We start from the raw sequence: 18,874 nt of genomic DNA on the forward strand, positions 1-18,874 counted from the left end.
CAGTCTTTTTAGACTGGTTTTTTTTCGTCTTTTAAAAGGCTAACGGTTTGATATAGAGGGTTATATTTAATCAACGGTGCTGGTTATTAAGGAAAATGTACACCGACTCAACCCTTCATTTATCCTACCTACTGCCAAAATTTTACTAAATCGGGTAAAATACCGCGTGAATACTATTAAAACACGTCACTGTTTATGTACAGCACTAACGCCTTCCCAGCGTTAACGCTGATGTGGTAGACGTCATAAAACGACAGAGGGAAGATTTTGACAACGGAAAATACAAATTCAGTGTCTGCCGATGATAGGGGCGGACAAGGTGGGTTATTCTCGCGATTTCTCACCACGGTGGAATGGTTAGGAAACCTGCTCCCACATCCAGTAACGCTGTTCGCTCTGCTTTCACTTTTCATTGTGTTACTTAGTGGGATACTTGGTTACTTTGACATTGCTGTAGCTGACCCTCGCCCAATAGGTGCAAAGGGGCGTGAAGAAGACGGTATGATTGAAGTCATATCGCTGATGAGCGCAGAAGGTTTGCAGCGAATAGTGACAGGCTTGGTTACCAATTTCACAGGCTTTGCGCCACTGGGTACCGTACTTGTTGCGCTTCTTGGTGTATCGGTAGCAGAACATTCTGGCCTGTTATCAGCAGCAATGCGCGCGTTGGTAATGAATGCCTCTAAACGTGCCGTGACCTTTGCTATCGTCTTCGCAGGTATCATTTCAAACACAGCATCAGAGCTTGGCTACGTGGTACTTATTCCACTGGCAGCGATGATTTTCCACTCGTTAGGTCGTCACCCGTTAGCGGGTCTGGCCGCCGCGTTTGCAGGTGTATCGGCTGGCTATAGCGCCAACCTACTGCTTGGAACTGTCGACCCACTGTTGTCGGGTATCACGGAAGCCGCTGCTCACATGATTGACCCCGACTATATGGTAGGTCCAGAAGTAAACTGGTACTTCATGTTCATCAGTACCTTCGTTGTAGCCACAATGGGCGCGTTGGTCACCGAAAAGGTTGTTGAGCCGAGACTCGGTAAATTTGACCCTGCTGATGCTTCCATAGATTTAGGCAAGCAATCAATGGACGCGCCTACGGATTTAGAAAAGAAAGGCCTGCGTTGGGCAGGTATATCGTTTGTTATTGTTTGCGCGATACTAGCGCTAACGGTAGTGCCAGAAAACGGTATATTGCGTCATCCAGAAACAGGTGAAGTAGCGGGCTCTCCGTTCCTTAAAGGCATTGTTGCATTCATATTTATCACCTTTGCTATTCCTGGCTTTGTTTACGGTAAAGTTACCAAGTCGATGAAGAACGACAAAGATGTTATTGATGCCATGTCTAAAAGCATGGGGGCAATGGGTCTTTACATTACGCTAGTGTTCTTTGCTGCGCAGTTTGTTGCGTTTTTCAAATGGACAAACCTAGGCACAGTATTAGCCGTTAAAGGTGCTGCGTTGTTACAAGCGGCAGGGTTAGATGGCCCAGCGGTGTTTATTCTGTTTATTTTGATGTGTGGTGTAGTGAACCTGTCGCTAGGGAGTGCATCAGCGCAATGGGCGGTAACAGCACCTATTTTTGTGCCAATGCTCATGCTCATAGGTTACGCGCCTGAAGTGATTCAAGCTGCATACCGTATTGGTGATTCAGTCACAAACGTTATCGCACCTATGATGAGCTATTTCGGACTCATCTTGGCCATGGCTGCAAGGTACAAGAAAGACTTGGGAATGGGCACGCTCATTGCCATGATGCTGCCTTACTCAATGGTGTTTATCGTAGGTTGGACAATTTTGTTCTACATTTGGGTGTTCCTACTCGGTATGCCGGTAGGCCCGGGCGCAGCGACTTACTATCAGCCTTAAATAGATAGCTTTACGGGCTGCCACACGCATAATGCGGCAGCAAACTAAGAAAGCGGCATGTGTTTTTGAAAAGTATTTTCGAACACCTGTCGCTTTTTTAATGCCCAAAATCTATTAACGCAATCGCACTTTTTTGGCGTTATAGCAGATCATAATCTAAGGTAATTCAGTATAATACGGATATAGCGCAGTACTTCTCGGACTATGAATACATGAAATACAAATCGAACAAAGGTTTTACTCACGGGCAACCAGATAAAATTGGCGTACTGGTAACGAATTTGGGGACACCGGAAGCGCCAACTAAGCAGGCGTTACGCCCTTATTTAAAAGAGTTTCTTTCTGACCCGCGGGTTGTGGAAGTGCCTAAAGCGATTTGGTGGTTTGTATTAAATGGTATTATTCTAAACTTTCGCCCCAAGCGCTCGGCAGAGGCTTATTCCACCGTATGGACGGAAGAAGGCTCTCCACTTATGGCTATTACTAAAGCGCAAGCATCAGCTATTGCTGAACGCTGTAAAGCCCAATATGGCGATGACGTAATTGTCGACTTTGCCATGCGCTACGGCAAGCCCGCCATAGGTGATACCATCGAGTCCATGTTGGAAAAAGGCGTACGCAAACTCGTCGTTTTACCGCTTTACCCTCAATACAGCGCGTCGACAACTGGCTCCACATTTGATGCTATCGCTAAGGATTTCACCTCTCGCCGTTGGCTCCCAGAACTTCGCTTCGTGAATCACTATCACGACCGCGATAATTTCATTACCGCGCTGGCGAACAAAGTAAAAGCGCATTGGGAAACCCATGGAAGAGCGGACAAGCTTATTTTGTCTTACCACGGTATTCCTAAGCGCTATTTAATGAATGGTGACCCCTATCACTGCGAGTGCCACAAAACGTCGCGCTTGCTTGCCGAGAAACTTGGCCTTTCACACGACGAATATATGACAACCTTCCAATCTCGTTTTGGTCGAGAAGAGTGGTTGAAACCGTATACAGATGAAACGTTAAAGTCTTTACCTGAAAAAGGGGTGAAATCCATTCAGGTTATGTGCCCTGGCTTCTCAGCCGATTGCTTGGAAACTATTGAAGAAATTGGTGAAGAGAATCGCGAGTACTTTATGGAAGCTGGTGGTGAGCGCTATGAATACATCGCGGCACTTAACAGCGACAAAGAACATATAGACGTGCTTTTTGACATAGTGCAAGAAAACCTGCATGGGTGGACAGTACAGTCGGACAACGGTTTGCGCGCAGGCTTAGCAAGAGCGTTAGGCGCTGAAAAGTAGCGTTTGAAAAGCTGACAGTAAACGTTTCGAGGAAAACCAATAGGGAAATCACCCTTGGTGGCGCATTTATTATATTGAAAGGGAGATAAGGTCGTGGAAGGCAAAGCACCAAAGGCACTACTTAAAGCGCAAAAACTGGCGAACTTGCTGGATACTGCTGTAAAGCTCCCTTTTATCCCAATAAGAATAGGCTTGGATTCAATCGTGGGACTTATCCCTGGAGCCGGTGACGCGCTGATGCTCTTCGTTTCACTTCGAATAGTTTGGCTGGGAAAATCATTGGGTATGCCCAAAGCGCTAATAGCTCAAATGGTAAAAAACTCAGCAATCGACTTTGGCTTAGGTTTTATTCCATTTGTTGGCGACATTGTGGATATATTCTATAAAGCCAATCAGAAAAATGTCCGTATTATGGAGCGCTGGTGGATAAGCGAAAATAAACATGAGGTAGATAAAGTAACACAGAAGGCACTATCCGAATGGAGTGCTGAATAACCTAGGTTTAGTTACCCAAATACCTGCACTTTTTTCACTTTGCTTATTTACTGTGTAAAGCAACGTAAAGCTTGAGTAAATAAAAGAACCTTGTCCTTTGGCGTGATGTCTTTTTTGCAAAGACAACCAAGGGCAACGTAACGATGACATCAAACAAATTAACGGAAGAGCCGCTCAAGCGACGCCGCTTTATGAAAACAGCGGTGGGACTTACATTGGCTCCTATTGCTATCGGATTGTGGGGTTGTGGAGGTTCTAATTCCACCTCTGCAAGTTCCACAGCATCTAACTCCTCATCTTCCAATAACGACACCGATTCAAATGCCGAACCTGAAGAAGATTTTGACGGTTGGGCAAGCGGTGGCACGTCAGCTATGACGTCAGACTTTCCAGACGATAGTTTATTTGACACTGCTTCTGTATGCAGTGTGGCTCTCACAGGTTCTCAAACGGAAGGCCCGTGCTATTTTCAAAGTGACTATCTTGACGACATCTCATATAAGCAAACAGGTTTGCCGATGATGTTGTGTCTTCAGTTAATTGATGAAGCGTGTAATCCCCTATCGGGTTATGAAATTGAAGTATGGCATTGCGATGTAGATGGCGTTTATTCAGGAGATACCAGTGATAGTGTCGATGCCAGCGGATTTAATTCGGCATTTTGCACGGGAAATGAAGCGGATGCATTAAGTGCGAAGTGGTTCAGAGGTATTGCGGTGACAGATGCTAGCGGAAGAATAAACCTAAAAAGCTGTTTTCCCGGCTGGTACAGTAGCCGAGCTATCCACATCCATTTTCGTATACGTCGCAACAATACTGATCAATTGGTTTCTCAATTTGGCTTTTCCGATAGCTTTTGCCAAGACATTTGTACCAATCATCCCGACTACAGTCACCGGGGTGAGCCAGACACGTTGCTGGGGCAAGATACAGTGTTTGGCAGTGACTACAATGAATATACATTTAGTGTGTCACAAAACGAAGATGGTTCTTTGCTCGCATACAAGCGCATAATAATCAGTGATTAGACTTCCTTTTTCTCTCCTATACACTATTTTTTAACATGCCCGTTAGCAACGGGCATTTTATTACGCACAGTAAACCCATTCGCAGCATTGTTTCGTAGCACAACTAATAAGCACTTTATTTTCTGCTCAAATTACAAGGAGCGTGCAGCACATGAAAGCGTCCGATTTATTTGTTAAAGCGTTAGAAGCAGAAGGCGTGGAATACGTCTTTGGTATCCCAGGTGAAGAAAACCTCGACTTACTTGAGTCGTTGCGCGAGTCCTCTATTAAACTGGTGCTGACGCGTCACGAGCAAGGTGCTGGTTTTATGGCTGCTACTTACGGCAGGCTTACCGGAAAAGTGGGAGTGTGCCTTTCGACCTTAGGACCTGGGGCCACTAATCTAGTTACTCCCGCGGCTTATGCTCAACTCGGCGCTATGCCAATGTTGATGATTACCGGTCAAAAGCCGATCAAAACCAGCAAACAAGGTCGCTTTCAAGTTATCGACATCGTTGACATGATGCGGCCGATCACTAAATTCACCAACCAGATTGTGAGTGGCGATAGAATTCCTTCTACTGTGCGAGAGGCATTTCGTCTAGCCCATGAAGAGCGCCCGGGCGCTGTACACATTGAACTGCCAGAAGACATTGCCGCAGAACAAACCAGTGCCCAAATACTAACACCTAGCATGGCCCGTCGACCTATCGCCGAATACAAAGCAATTGCTGCTGCGGTTACTATGATTGAAGAAGCCCAGTCACCTTTGTTATTGATTGGCGCCGGAGCAAACAGAAAGCTAACAGCGAAAATGCTCAGAGAGTTTGTTGATAAAACCTGCATTCCATTTGTTACCACCCAAATGGGTAAAGGGGTACTAAACGAAAGCGACCCGCGCTTTGCAGGGAATACTGCTCTGTCTGACGGTGACTTTGTACACAGGGCAATAGAGCGTGCCGATCTTATTATCAACGTAGGCCACGATGTGGTAGAAAAGCCACCGTTCTTCATGCATCACAACGATAAAAAAGTGATTCATGTCAACTTTGATTCGGCTGCCGTAGACCCTGTTTACTTCCCGCAACTCGAAGTCGTTGGAGATATTGCTAACAGCATCTGGCAAATAAAAGAAGGCATTACTCCCCAAGACAGTTGGAAACTCGACTTCTACAAAGATGTGCATCAAGCCTATGTAGACCACCGTGCTGAAGCAGAAGACGATAATCGATTCCCTATCTTACCAGAACGTCTTGTACGCGATATTCGTAAAGTTATGCCTGATAACGGCATTGTTACGTTAGACAACGGCGTATATAAAATATGGTTTGCCCGAAATTACCCCGCATATCATCCGAATACCCTGCTTTTAGACAACGCACTGGCTTCAATGGGAGCCGGTTTGCCATCAGCTATAGCAGCCAAACTAGTGAAGCCTGATGTCCCTGTGGTAAGCGTATGCGGCGATGGCGGCTTTATGATGAATAGCCAAGAAATTGAGACTGCCGTTAGGCTTAAGCTTGACCTTGTGGTGATCATCTTGCGCGACGATGCGTACGGAATGATCAAGTGGAAACAAGCAAACATGCAGTTCGATGAGTTTGGTTTAGATTATGGCAACCCCAACTTTGTTAAATACGCACAAAGTTACGGCGCACAGGGCTGGAGAGTTGACGATGCGGATGTACTTATTCACTTGGTTGATAAGTGTTTGAACACAAAAGGCGTACATATTATCGATTGTCCAGTTGATTACAGTATGAATGACAAAACACTAAATCATACGATTAAAGAGCTTAGCGCCAAGCTTTAAGCCAAACGTAACAGAAAGGTAAGGAGTAAAAAATGTTGAAGGAAAGCTATCCCTATTATTTAGCGAGTGAGCCACATTATGCCAATACCGACTTGGATGTGACTAATAAATACACCGGAGAGGTAGCAACCAAGGTGGCGATGGCCGATGCGGATACCATCGATAAGGCCATTGCTGCAGCAGAAGAAGCGCAGCCTGCGATGGCCGCCATGGCTCCTTTCGAAAGACAAGCGGTGCTAGAGCACTGTGTGAAGCGCTTTACCGAAAGAGCCGATGAGTTGGCACAAGCGCTTTGTATAGAGGCTGGTAAGCCAATTAAAGACGCTAAGGGCGAAGTCAGCCGCCTTATCGATACCTTCAAAATAGCGGCAGAAGAATCAGTGCGTATTAACGGCGAGGTGGTGAATTTAGAAATCTCGGCGCGCGCCAAAGGTTATCAGGGCATGACCAAGAAGGTCCCTATAGGTCCATGTTCATTTATATCGCCGTTTAATTTTCCTCTGAATTTGGCTGCGCACAAGGTGGCTCCTGCAATCGCAGCAGGGTGTACCTTTGTACTTAAGCCTGCCTCGCGAACCCCTATTGGTGCGCTTATTATTGGTGAGGTATTAGCTGAAACCGACTTACCCAAAGGCGCATTTTCTATTCTACCTTGTAGCCGCGACGGCGCTGACTTATTCACTACTGATGAAAGACTAAAGCTGCTTAGCTTCACAGGTTCACCTGATGTGGGCTGGGCGCTTAAAGCAAAAGCAGGAAAGAAGCCGGTGGTATTGGAGCTTGGCGGTAACGCCGCATGCGTAGTTGATGAAGATGCCGATATTGAAGACGCCATCGACCGGGTAATTGTCGGTGCTTATTATCAATCAGGGCAAAGTTGTATAAGTGTTCAGCGCCTTTTAGTGCACAGCAAAATATACGATGAGTTTAAGTCACGCTATGTGGAAAAAGTGAAAGCGTTAGTGTCTGGCGACCCGTCTAATGAAGACACCTTTATTGGCCCTATGATCTCAGAAGGCGAAGCAGAGCGCCTTCACGGCTGGATTGAAGAAGCAAAAGACAAAGGTGCCACCATTCTATGCGGCGGAACGCGAGACGGCGCCATGCTTGAGGCTACGGTAATGGAAAATGTACCAAAGGATTGTGATGCCAGTGCCGAAGAAGCGTTTGGCCCTCTATCTATTCTGGTGCCATTCGATGACTATGACGAAGCGCTTGAAGAAGTAAATAACAGCCGCTACGGACTTCAAGCAGGTGTTTTTACCCGCGATATCTACAAAGCGCACAAAGCATGGGACGTGCTTGACGTTGGTGGTGTGGTCATTGGAGATGTACCTAGCTGGCGGGTGGACAACATGCCCTATGGTGGCGTGAAGGACTCAGGTCTAGGGCGCGAAGGTATTCGCTATGCGATTGAAGATATGTCTGAGACTCGCCTTATGGTTATTCGTACTCCCCAGCAGTAAATTGAACTTCACTGCTCAATCAAGCAATGTTCGCGCAATAGTGCGAATGTAAGCATTCGAGGGCGAGGCGGCAGGTTTAGATTAATCTGCCGCGTACTCTTCTAGCAGTGAAAGTGGAATAATATCTAACGCTTTTTCATGTGTGGCTTCCAAGCGTACTTTCGGCGCTACACCTGCCTCATAGGCTTGTAGCCAGCGAGCGGCACACAAACACCATCTGTCGCCTGCTAACAGGCCTGGAAATGTCATGCTAGGCCACGGCGTGATGAGGTCGTTGCCTTGTCGTAGCGAAAACTGAAGGAATTCGTCAGTGACAACCGCGCATACGCTGTGATTACCCACATCAGCGTCTGGTACATAGCAAAACCCTTCTCGCGTAAATCCAGTATTTCCACAGCATAGCTGGAGTGGGCGTCCATAAACATTTTTTGCGTTCGCCAAAATCAGAACCCTCTTTTACAACGTATGGTTTAATAGGTATGTCTTATTCAAATCGCCAAGTAGCGAATTTAGGATAAATAGAACCTTATCTATCCACCTTATGACCCTGCTCGACAAGGGTCAACAATAAGCGCTACGGTAACTACGTTTTAAGGTAAAAAATCGTGCTCGATAAAAGCAAAAAAACAGGCGACAGTAACTTTTCTGAACAAGAGATTGCGCGCTTCGATGCGCTGGCTGACTCTTGGTGGGACCCAGAAGGCAAATACAAAACCGCGCTGGATTTTAATCGGGCAAGACTAAACGTTATAAAAGCACAAATAGAAAATCATTTCGGTCAGGGCAACTTGCCTCCCGATTATTCCGCCTTATCAGTGATAGATATTGGCAGTGGCGGTGGGCTAATAAGCGAACCGCTAGCAAAATTAGGCGCTCAAGTTACGGGAATAGATGCCAGTGCGGTGAGCGTAGAAGTGGCAAAGCGCCATGCTCAAAATACAGGAGTAAAGGTAGACTATCAGCATAAACTCTCAAGCGAGGTAGTAGAAGAAGGTCGGCAATATGATGTGGTAATTAACGCCGAAGTTGTTGAGCACGTGCCTGACCAGCAGCAGCTTATGCGCGAGTGCGCAAGTTTGGTTAAGCCGGGTGGCCTGCTGATTTTGGCGACGCTGAACCGCACGCTGAAAAGTTATGTTGTTGCCATAGTGGGAGCGGAATACGTAATGCGCTACTTACCAATAGGAACCCATGACTGGAAGAAATTTGTTAAGCCCAGCGAATTAAAACGCTGGATTGGAAATGAGTTTACCCTTAAGTATCAGGTCGGTATGAGGCTAAACCCACTTAAAGGAGAGTGGCTAACCACTTCGAGCATAGCTGTAAACTACATTCAAGCATATTCCAAACATAAATAAGCGACTATAAGTGTTATTTATGTCCTGTATGTTTAGTGCAAATGGTATGGGTTAACATACTTCATACCTGACGCTATCTTTCTGAATTAACTGACTAATAGTAACTAACTCCGTCGAAAATTTACCTATAGACAGTAAAAACCTTTATTAAAGATTTCACACAAAGGTTGATCTTTACATAGTGTTTACATAATTATAACAAAGGTCTGACCACAGACCACATATAACCATAATTATGGGACACACTCGATGACACTATATAACCACTTACGCTCTATAAGAATACGCTCTACAAAACCATGGCTCGGTAAATTCGCCGTGTTATTAGCTTTGTTCAGTATGACATTAGGCTTGTCTGGCCAAGCCTACGCTGGCACCTACGCAAAAACCAAGCACCCTATTGTGTTAGTTCACGGTCTGTTTGGGTTCGAAGATATCTTATTTGTTGATTATTTCTATAAGGTACCGCACAAACTTAGCCGAAACGGCGCTGTTGTCTATATCGCAGAGGTCTCACCAGCAAACTCGACCGAAGTCCGCGGTGAACAGTTACTCGATTACATTGATGAAGTTCTGGCGCTATCAGGAGCTGACAAAGTGAATTTAATTGGACACAGTCACGGTGGTCCAACGGCACGTTACGCCGCAAGCGTTGCCCCAGATAAGGTTGCTTCGGTAAGTTCAGTTGCCGGCGTAAACTGGGGAAGCAAAGTGGCAGATGAACTACGAGACGCTTTTTCTGAAGGTTCAGTGGGCGAGGGTGCTGCGGGCGTTGTAGTTAATGCGTTCGCCAATATCATCGAGATTGCCTCTGGGTCAGATCCGCGAGACAAACCTACAGATTCAATCGCTGCGCTTAATTCATTGTCTACGTCTGGCTCTGTTGCTTTCAATCAAAAATATCCAGAAGGGATGCCTACTGCCTACTGCCGCAACGATGGAAAAATGTTGGCTGAAAATGGCGTGTACTATTTCTCGTGGAGCGGAGGCAGAACTTACACCAATGCACTTGATGTAGTTGACCCATTCTTAGCTATTACTGGCACCGCATTCAAAGAGCCAAACGATGGGCTAGTATCGACCTGTAGTTCTCATTTAGGCAAAGTACTTAAAGACAACTATAAAATGAACCACCTTGATGAAGTCAACCAGAGCTTTGGCATAACGCACTGGTTTGAAACCGACCCAGTTGACGTGTTTGTTCGTCAGGCTAACCGACTGAAAGGCTTAGGACTGTAGTGGAGAAGCGTCAATTACGCCGTGTTTTTCCAATACTAGGAGGGCTGCTCGCCCTCTTAGTATTCGGTGCTATTCTTTACAACCAGTTAGCGTCTGAATCCCAAACCTCTAATTCAGAAATTTTCAGTCAACGCTCATCCTTAGGTGAACAAGCGAAAGCCGGAGAATATGAGTTAGAAGGAGGCGGTGCAGTACATCAAGTAACTGATGTAGGTAGTCATCGGGATAGTGACACTGATATTGCAGCTGATCTCATTCCCTTTGAACTCAATTACTCGACCAAAGACGCTTTCGATCGCTTCGTATTTGCACGCACCTCAGAAGTGCCGCAAGCAGTGAAACTTGCCTACACAACCCATGCTTATGAAGTATTCACACTCAGCACGCAAGGTGACGCAATCGACTTATTTGCCCGGTATGTCGATTACAAAGTAGCGCTGTCTTTGGTTGAATTGGACGTCGACCTTGCCAGTCACAGCTTGCAGGATGTGTCGTTTAAGCTAGATGAGCGAGAGGAAATTAGACGAACTTACTTTAATAATACTGAATATCACTATCTGTTTAGTCAAGAAGCGCAGGTAGATGAGGCGGCGCTAGCACGTTTAAGTGTTGCCCAAGAAAACACCTTATCCAGAGACGAAAGAAAGGCCCTTATCGTCGAGTCAATTAAAGCGGGAAACTCCGCCGAACGTGAAGCCTTCCAGCCCACGCTTAATATGCATCGAATAAACGAAATAAAAAACAACCACAGCACTATTAACGATCGCTATAACGCAGTGGCGGCTGAATTTGGTAGCGAAGTTGCAGAACGCTTTTCCAAAACATGGGCACAACAAGCTCAGTGGCAAAACAGAATTGCCGAATACAAAACATTCCGCGATAACTTGGTTCAGCAATCTCTTGATTCAAACGCAATAGAAAAAGCACTGCAAGAGTATCAATCTGCCCATTTTACTGACAATGAAATAAAGCGTCTTAAAGTACTCACAGCGCTGTAGCAGCATCTAGATAGAGCTGGTTCAAGACCTGCAACTGGTTAATTATCTGCGAAAAACACAGAGGTATAACCATAAAGGCGCTGAATAGTATGAGTCATATACAGAGTGATTTGAAAGCGTACTGCACAGTTACTAATCTTGGGTTATTACAATTCCTGACTAATCACCATAAGGCCCGTAATCATCATTATGAAAATCTACGAAACAAAGACTGCGCCCAACCCACGTCGAGTACGAATGTTTTTGGCTGAGAAGGGCATTGACGTTGACTACGTTCAGGTCGACATTCAAAAGGGTGAAAATCTAACTGCGGAAATGCGCGCGAAGAACCCGCTGGGAAAGATACCTATTTTAGAGCTTGATGACGGCACCTGTATTGCCGAAACCGATGCCATTTGTACATATTTTGAAGCACTGCAGCCAGAGCCACCGCTAATGGGAACAACGCCCGTTGAAAAAGCGACTATTTCTATGTGGCAACGACAAGTAGAGTTCGCGTTTATGATGCAAATTGGTATGTGTTTTCAACATACTACAGGCTACTTTAAAGATCGTATGACGCCGGTTCCTGAATTCGGTAAGGAAGCGGGTATTAATGCGTCGAAATATTTGAACATTTTAGAGCGTCGACTTGGTGTTAAAGAGTTTATTGCTGGTGACACCTTTTCTATTGCTGATATAACCGCGTTATGCGCTATGGATTTCGCCCGTGTGGTAAAAATTCGTATGACTGACGAGCATGTCAATCTGGCGCGCTGGTATGAGGCGGTAAGTAACAGAGAGAGTGCAAAAGCCTAATGATAGATTTATACACCGCAGCCACACCGAACGGTTGGAAAGCGTCGGTAGCGCTTGAAGAAATGGGGCTTGAATACACCGCCCATGCCGTAAACCTGATGAAGGGAGAGCAGAAAACTCCTGAATTTTTGGCAATGAACCCCAATGGCCGCATTCCTGTAATTGTGGATAGAGAAGCCGACGGTCACATCGTGTTTGAGTCTGGCGCTATCATGATTTATCTCGCAGAAAAAAGCGGTATGTTTTTACCCTCCGACGCAAAGCGAAAAAGCCAAGTTTTACAGTGGGTCATGTTTCAGATGGGAGGCATAGGCCCAATGATGGGCCAAGCTAATGTGTTCCACCGCTACCTAGAAGAAAAAATTCCAGTGGCGATAGCACGTTATCAGAACGAAGTACGCCGCCTATTTACTGTGCTTGATGGGAGGCTAGAAAATCGAGAGTATTTGGTCGACGACTACAGTATTGCTGACATGGCGAACTGGTGTTGGGTGCGTACCTATGAATGGTCTGGTGTAAGCATAGAAGGGTTAGACAACTTAACCCGTTGGAAAAACAGTATTGAAGCGAGGCCAGCCGCACGGCGTGGAGTGGAAGTCCCTAATAAAATTGACAGAGAAGCACTGATCAAAGGGGCTAAAAATGTTGTTACGAAATAGCGCTTTTAACTGAGTCGACAAACCGGTTGAGCCATCCCGATGCCATGCTAGGTTTGTAAACAAGTTCGAAGTGCTCCGTATGATAAAAGTCATAACCTAATACATCGACGCTAGTAAGGTTATGGCTTTTTGCTATGAAGTCAGGCACGTAGGCCAAGGCCAGTCCTTGTCGAACAATGGATATCAGCGTGCCAAAATCATTACATCGATAGCGAATTGAGCGGGGCACTTTGTCGTCTCTCCATCCATCAGAACCGATGCCGCGTTTTATTCCACAAAAGGGCGAAACATCAGGGCAGGCGAATGCGTAACCGTACAAACTTTGACTTGTTAATGCGCCGTTCTTTGCTTCAGTTACCGCAGCGTGGTTTTCCGCTGCAGCGACCACATATGTAGACGAACCTAGCGATATATGATGAAGAGAAGGGTCTTTCTCTCGTTCTTCCATCGCAAAAGAGGTGGCAATAGCGAGATCGCTTCCTCCTTTTGACACACTATCCAGCGCTTTACCTTCCCAACAAGCATTAATATTTACGTGAAAGTGAGTTTGTAAAAAAGAGGGCTTGGAAAGCAACGTAGGTAAGTAGTATTGAAGCAATAGCGATGGGCCAGCAACAGTAACGTTGTATACAGCAGTACTTCCTCTAAACTCACTGAGCGCTTGATCGGCTTCGTGCACAAGATGAGTGGCATAAAGCAGAAATTTGTTACCCCGTTGGTTGAGTCGAATATGTTTACCTACTCGGTCAAATACTTGCACCTCCAATTTATGCTCTATGCGCTTTACTACTTTAGACAACGCGCCTGTGGTCACTGATAAATACTGGGACGCCTTGTTCAAGTTCTCATATTGCGCAACAACAATAAATTTTCTTAAGTCTTCAATATCCATGAGTGCATCGCTAAATTGCTTCCAATTGGGAATTAATTGAATCTTAATTGTAGCTTAACTGTATGTAAATTGAATGTCAGTATTGCCACAGTAGCCTTTCAAACATACTTGCCGCCTTATGAAATATTTCTATCTCACTGCTTTATATATATTCGCGACTTTCATTAATACACCCGCCTCCAGTGCGAATGTCGTCGGCCGCGAGTTAGCGCCAGTTGCCACGACACACGCTACTCACGATAAAGTTGGATCTCACGGAATGGTAGTGTTTTCCGATGGTACCGATCTCTACGCTAGTCATCTGCCGCTATACTACTCGCCACACGATTATCAACTTATCTACAAGATAGACAGTTCATATAAAGCGCTAGTTCTTGAGTCTTTAGATCTGGATCACGCTGGCGCTTTTTCTCAGAGCAGCATGGTTACACTGTTGCCGGCTATTTTTGATTTAAATAAGCTCATTAATGGAGAGCAATTTTCTATTCCTGCGGAATTCTTTAAGGGGCACTTTGAACGAGGCGGCAATCAGTGGCTAAGTGAATCGAAACTGACATTCGTTGAGTTGCTGTTTAAACGTCGAGTGTCAAAACAGTATAAACGGCAACACGCCGATGTAGATGCCCCTAATGATCCGAGCGCTAATTCATGGTCAATCATTGAGCTTGGCGATAGTCAACTGTACGTTCATAGTATTGGTACACGCCCTTCTTATGATGCGTTAATACTCGTAAAAGGATGTAGCGAACCAGCGATAAAACCAACGGAAACGCATGTGCCTAGTGTGGAGCAGCTCAATGCGGCGTTTGCAGTATGCGACTTATACTCATTATTGTATTTCGAAACACAGGACTTTGCGCTGTAAAGCTAGCCACGTCTATTTAGTACTTTTCTTGACCAAAAACGTCGCTGATGGCTTTAATATGTTCAGGGCCGATACCACAGCAGCCCCCGATGATAGTTGCGCCAGCAGCCACCCAAGTCTTAACGTATTCAACATAGCGGGCGGGGGTTATATCGTCACGTATTTCGGAAAGTAGCGCGTTGGCCGCGTGTGTACGTTTTCTCTCAGAAAAGCTATTTGCATAAGCGCCAATATTAATCGAAGCATTTAAACTTCGCGTTATTGAAATAGCGTCTTCCATCTCTTCCGGCTGCGAGCAATTGAAAAGTACGCTCTGTACTTCGCTCAATAATGACTCTATCTCACTTAGCAGCTCACCTGAGCGCAATGTCACAGGCTCGTTAGATGTTTCTCGATTACTAACGGAGAATGACAGCCATATAGGCAGTGAAGAGTGCTGTTTTATAAGTGACACCACGGCTTTAGCTTCTTCTACCGAACTTGCAGTTTCAATCAACCAAACATCAACATAGGGCTCCTGGGCTTTAATAAGCGGGGTGAGAATGTCGGCTACACGGCTCGCATCAAATAAATCCGGGCGGTAAGAACCAAAAGCTGGAGGAACGCTACCCGCGACAAATCGCCTCTTGTCACCATCGCTCTTTAGTGCGTTTACTGCACCTCGAGCGAGTTCGGCCGCATTCTGAGCGAGAGTAAAAGCCTGCTCCCTAAATGTATTTTCCCCAATATGAAAAGGTACAAGCGCATAGGCGTTAGTGGTAATAACGCAGGCACCAGCTTCAAGAAAACGTTTGTGCACATCACTTACTAATTCTGGTGTTTGCATTAGTGCCAGTGCTGACCACTCTGGCTGCTTAAAGGGCGCACCTGTCTTTTTCAGCTCTCGCCCCATGCCGCCATCTAAAATTAAAATGTCATGCACTCCTTCTTTCATACTGCCCAAAGCCAAACCTTTTGAGATGTTAGATGATTAGTAATAATTTGCCTGAAGGGCTAGGTTTGCACTTCCAATGGATTGCGCTTTTCTGCCTACAAGACCTTCGCTTATGTGTACCTGAGCAAGGCCACGCATATCAAGCGTCTCCATTGCGCCTTGCGTATGCGCGACCAATGCGTTTTTGACATCATCAGGAATTGCGCCATCTATGATTACGCCGTCTAGGTCTAACAAGCTCATTGCACATTGAGTCGCAAAGGCCAACCCTCTGGCGGTTTCGCTTAACCAGTCTTCTATTGAGTGCGTGTCACAAGACCAGTGGGATGGCGATTCATAAATATGCTGACCGTTGTGCCCAGCGTCGTTTAGCTTTCTTTCCAGCAAATAAAGTGAAGACTGGGTTATTAGCTGGCTTTGTGTACTGCCATTGTAAAAGGGCAAAGAGCCAATGGCCCCAGCGTTGCCTGTTTTTCCATTAACTAACTGGTTATTGAGTACCAGGCCACCACCTAAGAATGTGCCCACAAAGATGTAAAGAAAACTACTGTAGTTTTGGGGATTACCGAACGACATCTCTGCGCTGCACGCTGCCCCAGCATCATTTTTTATAAAAACAGGCAGAGATAATAAATCTTCCAACGCCGCTTGTGGATTAAACTCTCTCCACTCTTCCAATTCAGTTTTTGGGGCGCCAGCTTCTTCTGCCCAGCTCCAAATTTCGAAGGGCATAGCAACGCCTAAACCTCGGATTAGGCGCTGTTGGTCTGTATCCAAATTTTTAATGAGTACATTGAAAGCACGTTTTGCAAAGGTAAGCAGATTGCTTACGGTCGGGTAGGCAAACTTCTCGTGAAGTGTTGCTCTTACATTGCCTTTCAAGTCGAGTAACGTCATATCGAAACTTCGTCGACCTACTTTCAGCCCTATACCAAACGCGCCGTTTTCATTGAGACCAAACGGCACCTTGGGCTGGCCTACTCCGCCTTTGATTGGCTTTAGTCGCCTTACTAGGCCGTCAGCCTCTAGTTTTTTAATGATCACGGTAGCTGATTGTGCAGACAGCCCCGTTAACTGTGCTATTTCAGCTTTAGGCAATGAAGAACGTTGGCGAATTAGGGTAAGGATATCCCGTTCATTCGCTGAGCGGCTATCAAGCAATGTAGGTGCTTTTTGTGATGGCAGGTGAAAGGCCGATTCAGTATTCAATGTATTTACAATCTATCGTTTTAAGAAGCTAGAGTGTAATAACAACCTAGCCGTGTATCAAATTTAAGAAATGGTGTAGGTACTTGTTCAGACATAACTTTATTCGACAGTACTACGTCAACCCTATCACACCCATTGATTTTTGCGCAAAAGGTTAAATCAATTAGGTTGATTTAATTGATTCTTTCGACAATACTATGCCCCAATTAATTAACGATTCGTTAACCTTGCGCGAACTGTGCATAGGTAAGCTGCAATTTTTAAATTCTGTTAAGTGAGGCTGGTATGAAGATTTTATGTTTAGGTGAAGTGCTAATTGATATGTTAAGCCAAGGTGCTGCGCCCAAAGATGGCAACATACCAGCAATGAAACCTTTCCAGCCCTACGCGGGTGGTGCACCTGCTAATGTGGCAGTCGCTGTAGCTCAGCTAGGTGGTGAGAGTGCGATGGTCTCGAAAGTAGGTGACGATACTTTTGGCGCGTTTCTTAAAGAAATGCTAGAGCACTACAAAGTAAACACTGACTTCGTGTGGACTACACATGAAGGTAATACGGCTCTGGCATTTGTAAACTTGGATGCAGACGGCGAACGCTCTTTTGATTTTTATGTTGATAATGCCGCGCATAAACATATTTCAGAGCAAGATTTGTCGACGATAGATTGTGATAAAAATACAGTGCTTCATTTTTGCTCAGGTTCTATTTCAGGCCCTGAACTTATTCCTGGTACCGAGTTTATTCTGAACAAGGCGAAGGAAAACGGCATGATGGTGTGTTTGGATATTAACTATCGCCCAGCGTTTTGGGATGACACAGCGAATGCGCCGTCACGTATAGATGAAGCTGCAAAGAAAGTGTCTGTTTTAAAGGCTAGCCGAGAAGAACTCGCAGAGCTATATGGCGAAGAAAATGCTGATACAAAGGTACAGCAGTGGTTAGATAGTGGTGTTAAAGTGGTGCTTGTCACCGATGGTGGTGAGCCTATTCACTATATTACCAAGTCGTTTAGCGGCACGTTAGCGTCACCTAAAATGGATGTAAAAGACACGACGGCAGCGGGTGACTCTTTTATTGGTGGCTTCTTATATTTCCTATCTACAAAAGTGAAAAGCGCTGACGACTTCGACGCATGGGCGGAGAACTTCGAGAATGTAAGCGAAGCTACGGAATTTGCTATCCGCTGTGGTGCTTACACGGTAACGCAGTATGGTGCATTTAGCGCATTGCCAACGCAGGCTAATATCGCTAAATAAGTATCGATTATCTTAAGATAAACAAAAGGGTTCAAAATGAACCCTTTTTTCTTCAATAGCTGCGCACCGGCAAAGGTGGCGTCAGCTGATGTATTGGTTGCTTAGTGCTTATCCGCTCTACTTTGGAACTTGCGCTCCTCGGTGTTTACCTTAATCCATTCGCCAGTGCTGATGTATTCAGGCACCTGTACAACCAGTCCGGTTGAAAGCGTGGCAGGCTTGGTTCGAGACGTAGCAGAGGCGCCTTTAATAGAAGGGTCTGTCTCAACAACTTCAAGCTCTACGCTCATTGGCAAATCTAGCGCTACTGGCACTTCACTTACGATAACCACCTGAATACCGTCGGTGTCTTCATTAATGAATAGCGCCTCATTTTCAATACTTTCTTTGTTCAAGTGATAAGGCGTGTAATCTTCCTTATCCATGAAAATGTATTCGTCACCATCAACATAAGAAAACATTGCCGGACGACGAATTAAATCAGCCATATCCAATGTGTCTGAGTCTTTAAAGGTTTCGTCGTACTTTGCCCCTGTGACGACGTCATACATGCGCATGCGATAAATGCTGCCACCTGCACGACCTTGGGGTACAGAGCGCTCTATATCTCTAACTATGCAGGTCTTACCGTCAAATACCACGGTGTTATTCTTTTTGATTTCACTAGCCTTCGGCATGGCGATTTCCTATTTTTGTTCTCTTCAGGCAATCCGCCCGAGGTCATCT

The 18,874-nt window shown here is 45.5% G+C and carries 18 protein-coding genes; 13 read left to right on the forward strand and 5 right to left on the reverse strand.

The annotated features are described in order from the left end of the window. The first annotated feature begins 267 nt into the window (after positions 1 to 267). The 6 genes from ACFI6J_RS18600 (at position 268) to ACFI6J_RS18625 (ending at position 7,942) form a co-directional block, all read left to right on the forward strand. On the forward strand, positions 268 to 1,869 hold the full coding sequence (locus ACFI6J_RS18600) for an AbgT family transporter (protein WP_462586327.1): 1,602 nt from the start codon (positions 268 to 270) through the stop codon (positions 1,867 to 1,869). Between the two features lie 212 nt (positions 1,870 to 2,081). Beyond that, on the forward strand, positions 2,082 to 3,161 hold the full coding sequence (gene hemH / locus ACFI6J_RS18605; RefSeq protein ID WP_014951087.1) for a ferrochelatase: 1,080 nt from the start codon (positions 2,082 to 2,084) through the stop codon (positions 3,159 to 3,161). Between the two features lie 93 nt (positions 3,162 to 3,254). Further along, entirely contained in the window at positions 3,255 to 3,656 is a 402-nt protein-coding gene (locus ACFI6J_RS18610; RefSeq protein ID WP_014977648.1) for a DUF4112 domain-containing protein, read from the forward strand. Positions 3,657 to 3,799: 143 nt separating this feature from the next. Beyond that, the gene (locus ACFI6J_RS18615; protein WP_462586328.1) at positions 3,800 to 4,684 is read left to right on the forward strand and encodes a dioxygenase family protein; all 885 of its coding nucleotides are present in this window, start codon (positions 3,800 to 3,802) and stop codon (positions 4,682 to 4,684) included. Positions 4,685 to 4,835: 151 nt separating this feature from the next. Further along, positions 4,836 to 6,476: an acetolactate synthase large subunit gene (locus tag ACFI6J_RS18620; protein WP_014951084.1), complete on the forward strand. Its 1,641-nt coding sequence runs from the start codon at positions 4,836 to 4,838 to the stop codon at positions 6,474 to 6,476. Between the two features lie 32 nt (positions 6,477 to 6,508). Then, positions 6,509 to 7,942 (forward strand): aldehyde dehydrogenase family protein, encoded by a 1,434-nt coding sequence (locus tag ACFI6J_RS18625; protein WP_462555619.1) that lies wholly within the window; start codon positions 6,509 to 6,511, stop codon positions 7,940 to 7,942. Positions 7,943 to 8,023: 81 nt separating this feature from the next. Here the strand turns inward: ACFI6J_RS18625 and ACFI6J_RS18630 are convergent, their stop codons facing one another. Next, complete coding sequence (locus ACFI6J_RS18630) at positions 8,024 to 8,383, reverse strand: DUF2237 family protein (RefSeq protein ID WP_014951082.1); 360 nt, start codon at positions 8,381 to 8,383, stop codon at positions 8,024 to 8,026. A gap of 164 nt (positions 8,384 to 8,547) precedes the next feature. Between ACFI6J_RS18630 and ubiG the strand changes: the two genes are divergently transcribed. From ubiG to ACFI6J_RS18655, 5 genes are all read left to right on the forward strand, one after another. Then, positions 8,548 to 9,300, forward strand: coding sequence for a bifunctional 2-polyprenyl-6-hydroxyphenol methylase/3-demethylubiquinol 3-O-methyltransferase UbiG (gene ubiG, locus ACFI6J_RS18635; RefSeq protein WP_462555623.1), 753 nt, complete (start codon positions 8,548 to 8,550; stop codon positions 9,298 to 9,300). A gap of 249 nt (positions 9,301 to 9,549) precedes the next feature. Beyond that, complete coding sequence (locus ACFI6J_RS18640) at positions 9,550 to 10,539, forward strand: esterase/lipase family protein (protein ID WP_101566193.1); 990 nt, start codon at positions 9,550 to 9,552, stop codon at positions 10,537 to 10,539. Next, complete coding sequence (locus ACFI6J_RS18645; RefSeq protein WP_462555627.1) at positions 10,539 to 11,537, forward strand: lipase secretion chaperone; 999 nt, start codon at positions 10,539 to 10,541, stop codon at positions 11,535 to 11,537. Before ACFI6J_RS18640 ends, ACFI6J_RS18645 begins: the two co-directional genes overlap by 1 nt. Before the next feature lie 189 nt (positions 11,538 to 11,726). Next, positions 11,727 to 12,335 carry a glutathione S-transferase family protein gene (locus ACFI6J_RS18650; protein WP_014951078.1) on the forward strand — a complete coding sequence of 203 codons (609 nt, stop codon included), beginning with the start codon at positions 11,727 to 11,729 and terminating at the stop codon, positions 12,333 to 12,335. Beyond that, positions 12,335 to 12,994: a glutathione S-transferase family protein gene (locus ACFI6J_RS18655; RefSeq protein WP_014951077.1), complete on the forward strand. Its 660-nt coding sequence runs from the start codon at positions 12,335 to 12,337 to the stop codon at positions 12,992 to 12,994. Before ACFI6J_RS18650 ends, ACFI6J_RS18655 begins: the two co-directional genes overlap by 1 nt. Here the strand turns inward: ACFI6J_RS18655 and ACFI6J_RS18660 are convergent. Continuing rightward, on the reverse strand, positions 12,984 to 13,886 hold the full coding sequence (locus ACFI6J_RS18660; protein ID WP_462555632.1) for a LysR family transcriptional regulator: 903 nt from the start codon (positions 13,884 to 13,886) through the stop codon (positions 12,984 to 12,986). The genes ACFI6J_RS18655 and ACFI6J_RS18660 overlap by 11 nt on opposite strands. Positions 13,887 to 14,004: 118 nt before the next feature. Here ACFI6J_RS18660 and ACFI6J_RS18665 point away from each other — a divergent pair, with 118 nt between their 5' ends. After that, the gene (locus ACFI6J_RS18665; RefSeq protein ID WP_462555635.1) at positions 14,005 to 14,751 is read left to right on the forward strand and encodes a hypothetical protein; all 747 of its coding nucleotides are present in this window, start codon (positions 14,005 to 14,007) and stop codon (positions 14,749 to 14,751) included. A 16-nt stretch (positions 14,752 to 14,767) separates the two neighbouring features. Here ACFI6J_RS18665 and ACFI6J_RS18670 read toward each other — a convergent pair whose 3' ends face one another. Continuing rightward, positions 14,768 to 15,685 (reverse strand): homocysteine S-methyltransferase family protein, encoded by a 918-nt coding sequence (locus ACFI6J_RS18670; RefSeq protein WP_462555638.1) that lies wholly within the window; start codon positions 15,683 to 15,685, stop codon positions 14,768 to 14,770. A 36-nt stretch (positions 15,686 to 15,721) separates the two neighbouring features. After that, positions 15,722 to 16,894, reverse strand: a complete 1,173-nt coding sequence (locus tag ACFI6J_RS18675) for an ROK family transcriptional regulator (RefSeq protein WP_462555641.1) — start codon at positions 16,892 to 16,894, stop codon at positions 15,722 to 15,724. 285 nt (positions 16,895 to 17,179) lie between these two features. On the opposite strand from ACFI6J_RS18675, the gene ACFI6J_RS18680 reads away from it, so the two are divergent. Next, positions 17,180 to 18,148 (forward strand): carbohydrate kinase family protein, encoded by a 969-nt coding sequence (locus tag ACFI6J_RS18680; protein ID WP_283648847.1) that lies wholly within the window; start codon positions 17,180 to 17,182, stop codon positions 18,146 to 18,148. 101 nt (positions 18,149 to 18,249) lie between these two features. Here ACFI6J_RS18680 and efpL read toward each other — a convergent pair whose 3' ends face one another. Then, positions 18,250 to 18,825, reverse strand: a complete 576-nt coding sequence (gene efpL, locus ACFI6J_RS18685) for an elongation factor P-like protein EfpL (protein WP_014951071.1) — start codon at positions 18,823 to 18,825, stop codon at positions 18,250 to 18,252. Positions 18,826 to 18,874 lie beyond the last annotated feature (49 nt).

Source organism: Alteromonas sp. G4i13 (assembly GCF_054960505.1).

Coding starts and splice junctions, on each gene's coding strand:
- hemH (WP_014951087.1), top strand. CDS start 2,082: ATGAAATACAAATCGAACAAAGGTTTTACTCACGGGCAACCAGATAAA.
- ACFI6J_RS18615 (WP_462586328.1), top strand. CDS start 3,800: ATGACATCAAACAAATTAACGGAAGAGCCGCTCAAGCGACGCCGCTTT.
- ACFI6J_RS18620 (WP_014951084.1), top strand. CDS start 4,836: ATGAAAGCGTCCGATTTATTTGTTAAAGCGTTAGAAGCAGAAGGCGTG.
- ACFI6J_RS18625 (WP_462555619.1), top strand. CDS start 6,509: ATGTTGAAGGAAAGCTATCCCTATTATTTAGCGAGTGAGCCACATTAT.
- ACFI6J_RS18640 (WP_101566193.1), top strand. CDS start 9,550: ATGACACTATATAACCACTTACGCTCTATAAGAATACGCTCTACAAAA.
- ACFI6J_RS18650 (WP_014951078.1), top strand. CDS start 11,727: ATGAAAATCTACGAAACAAAGACTGCGCCCAACCCACGTCGAGTACGA.
- ACFI6J_RS18655 (WP_014951077.1), top strand. CDS start 12,335: ATGATAGATTTATACACCGCAGCCACACCGAACGGTTGGAAAGCGTCG.
- ACFI6J_RS18660 (WP_462555632.1), bottom strand. CDS start 13,886: ATGGATATTGAAGACTTAAGAAAATTTATTGTTGTTGCGCAATATGAG.
- ACFI6J_RS18665 (WP_462555635.1), top strand. CDS start 14,005: ATGAAATATTTCTATCTCACTGCTTTATATATATTCGCGACTTTCATT.
- ACFI6J_RS18670 (WP_462555638.1), bottom strand. CDS start 15,685: ATGAAAGAAGGAGTGCATGACATTTTAATTTTAGATGGCGGCATGGGG.
- ACFI6J_RS18680 (WP_283648847.1), top strand. CDS start 17,180: ATGAAGATTTTATGTTTAGGTGAAGTGCTAATTGATATGTTAAGCCAA.
- efpL (WP_014951071.1), bottom strand. CDS start 18,825: ATGCCGAAGGCTAGTGAAATCAAAAAGAATAACACCGTGGTATTTGAC.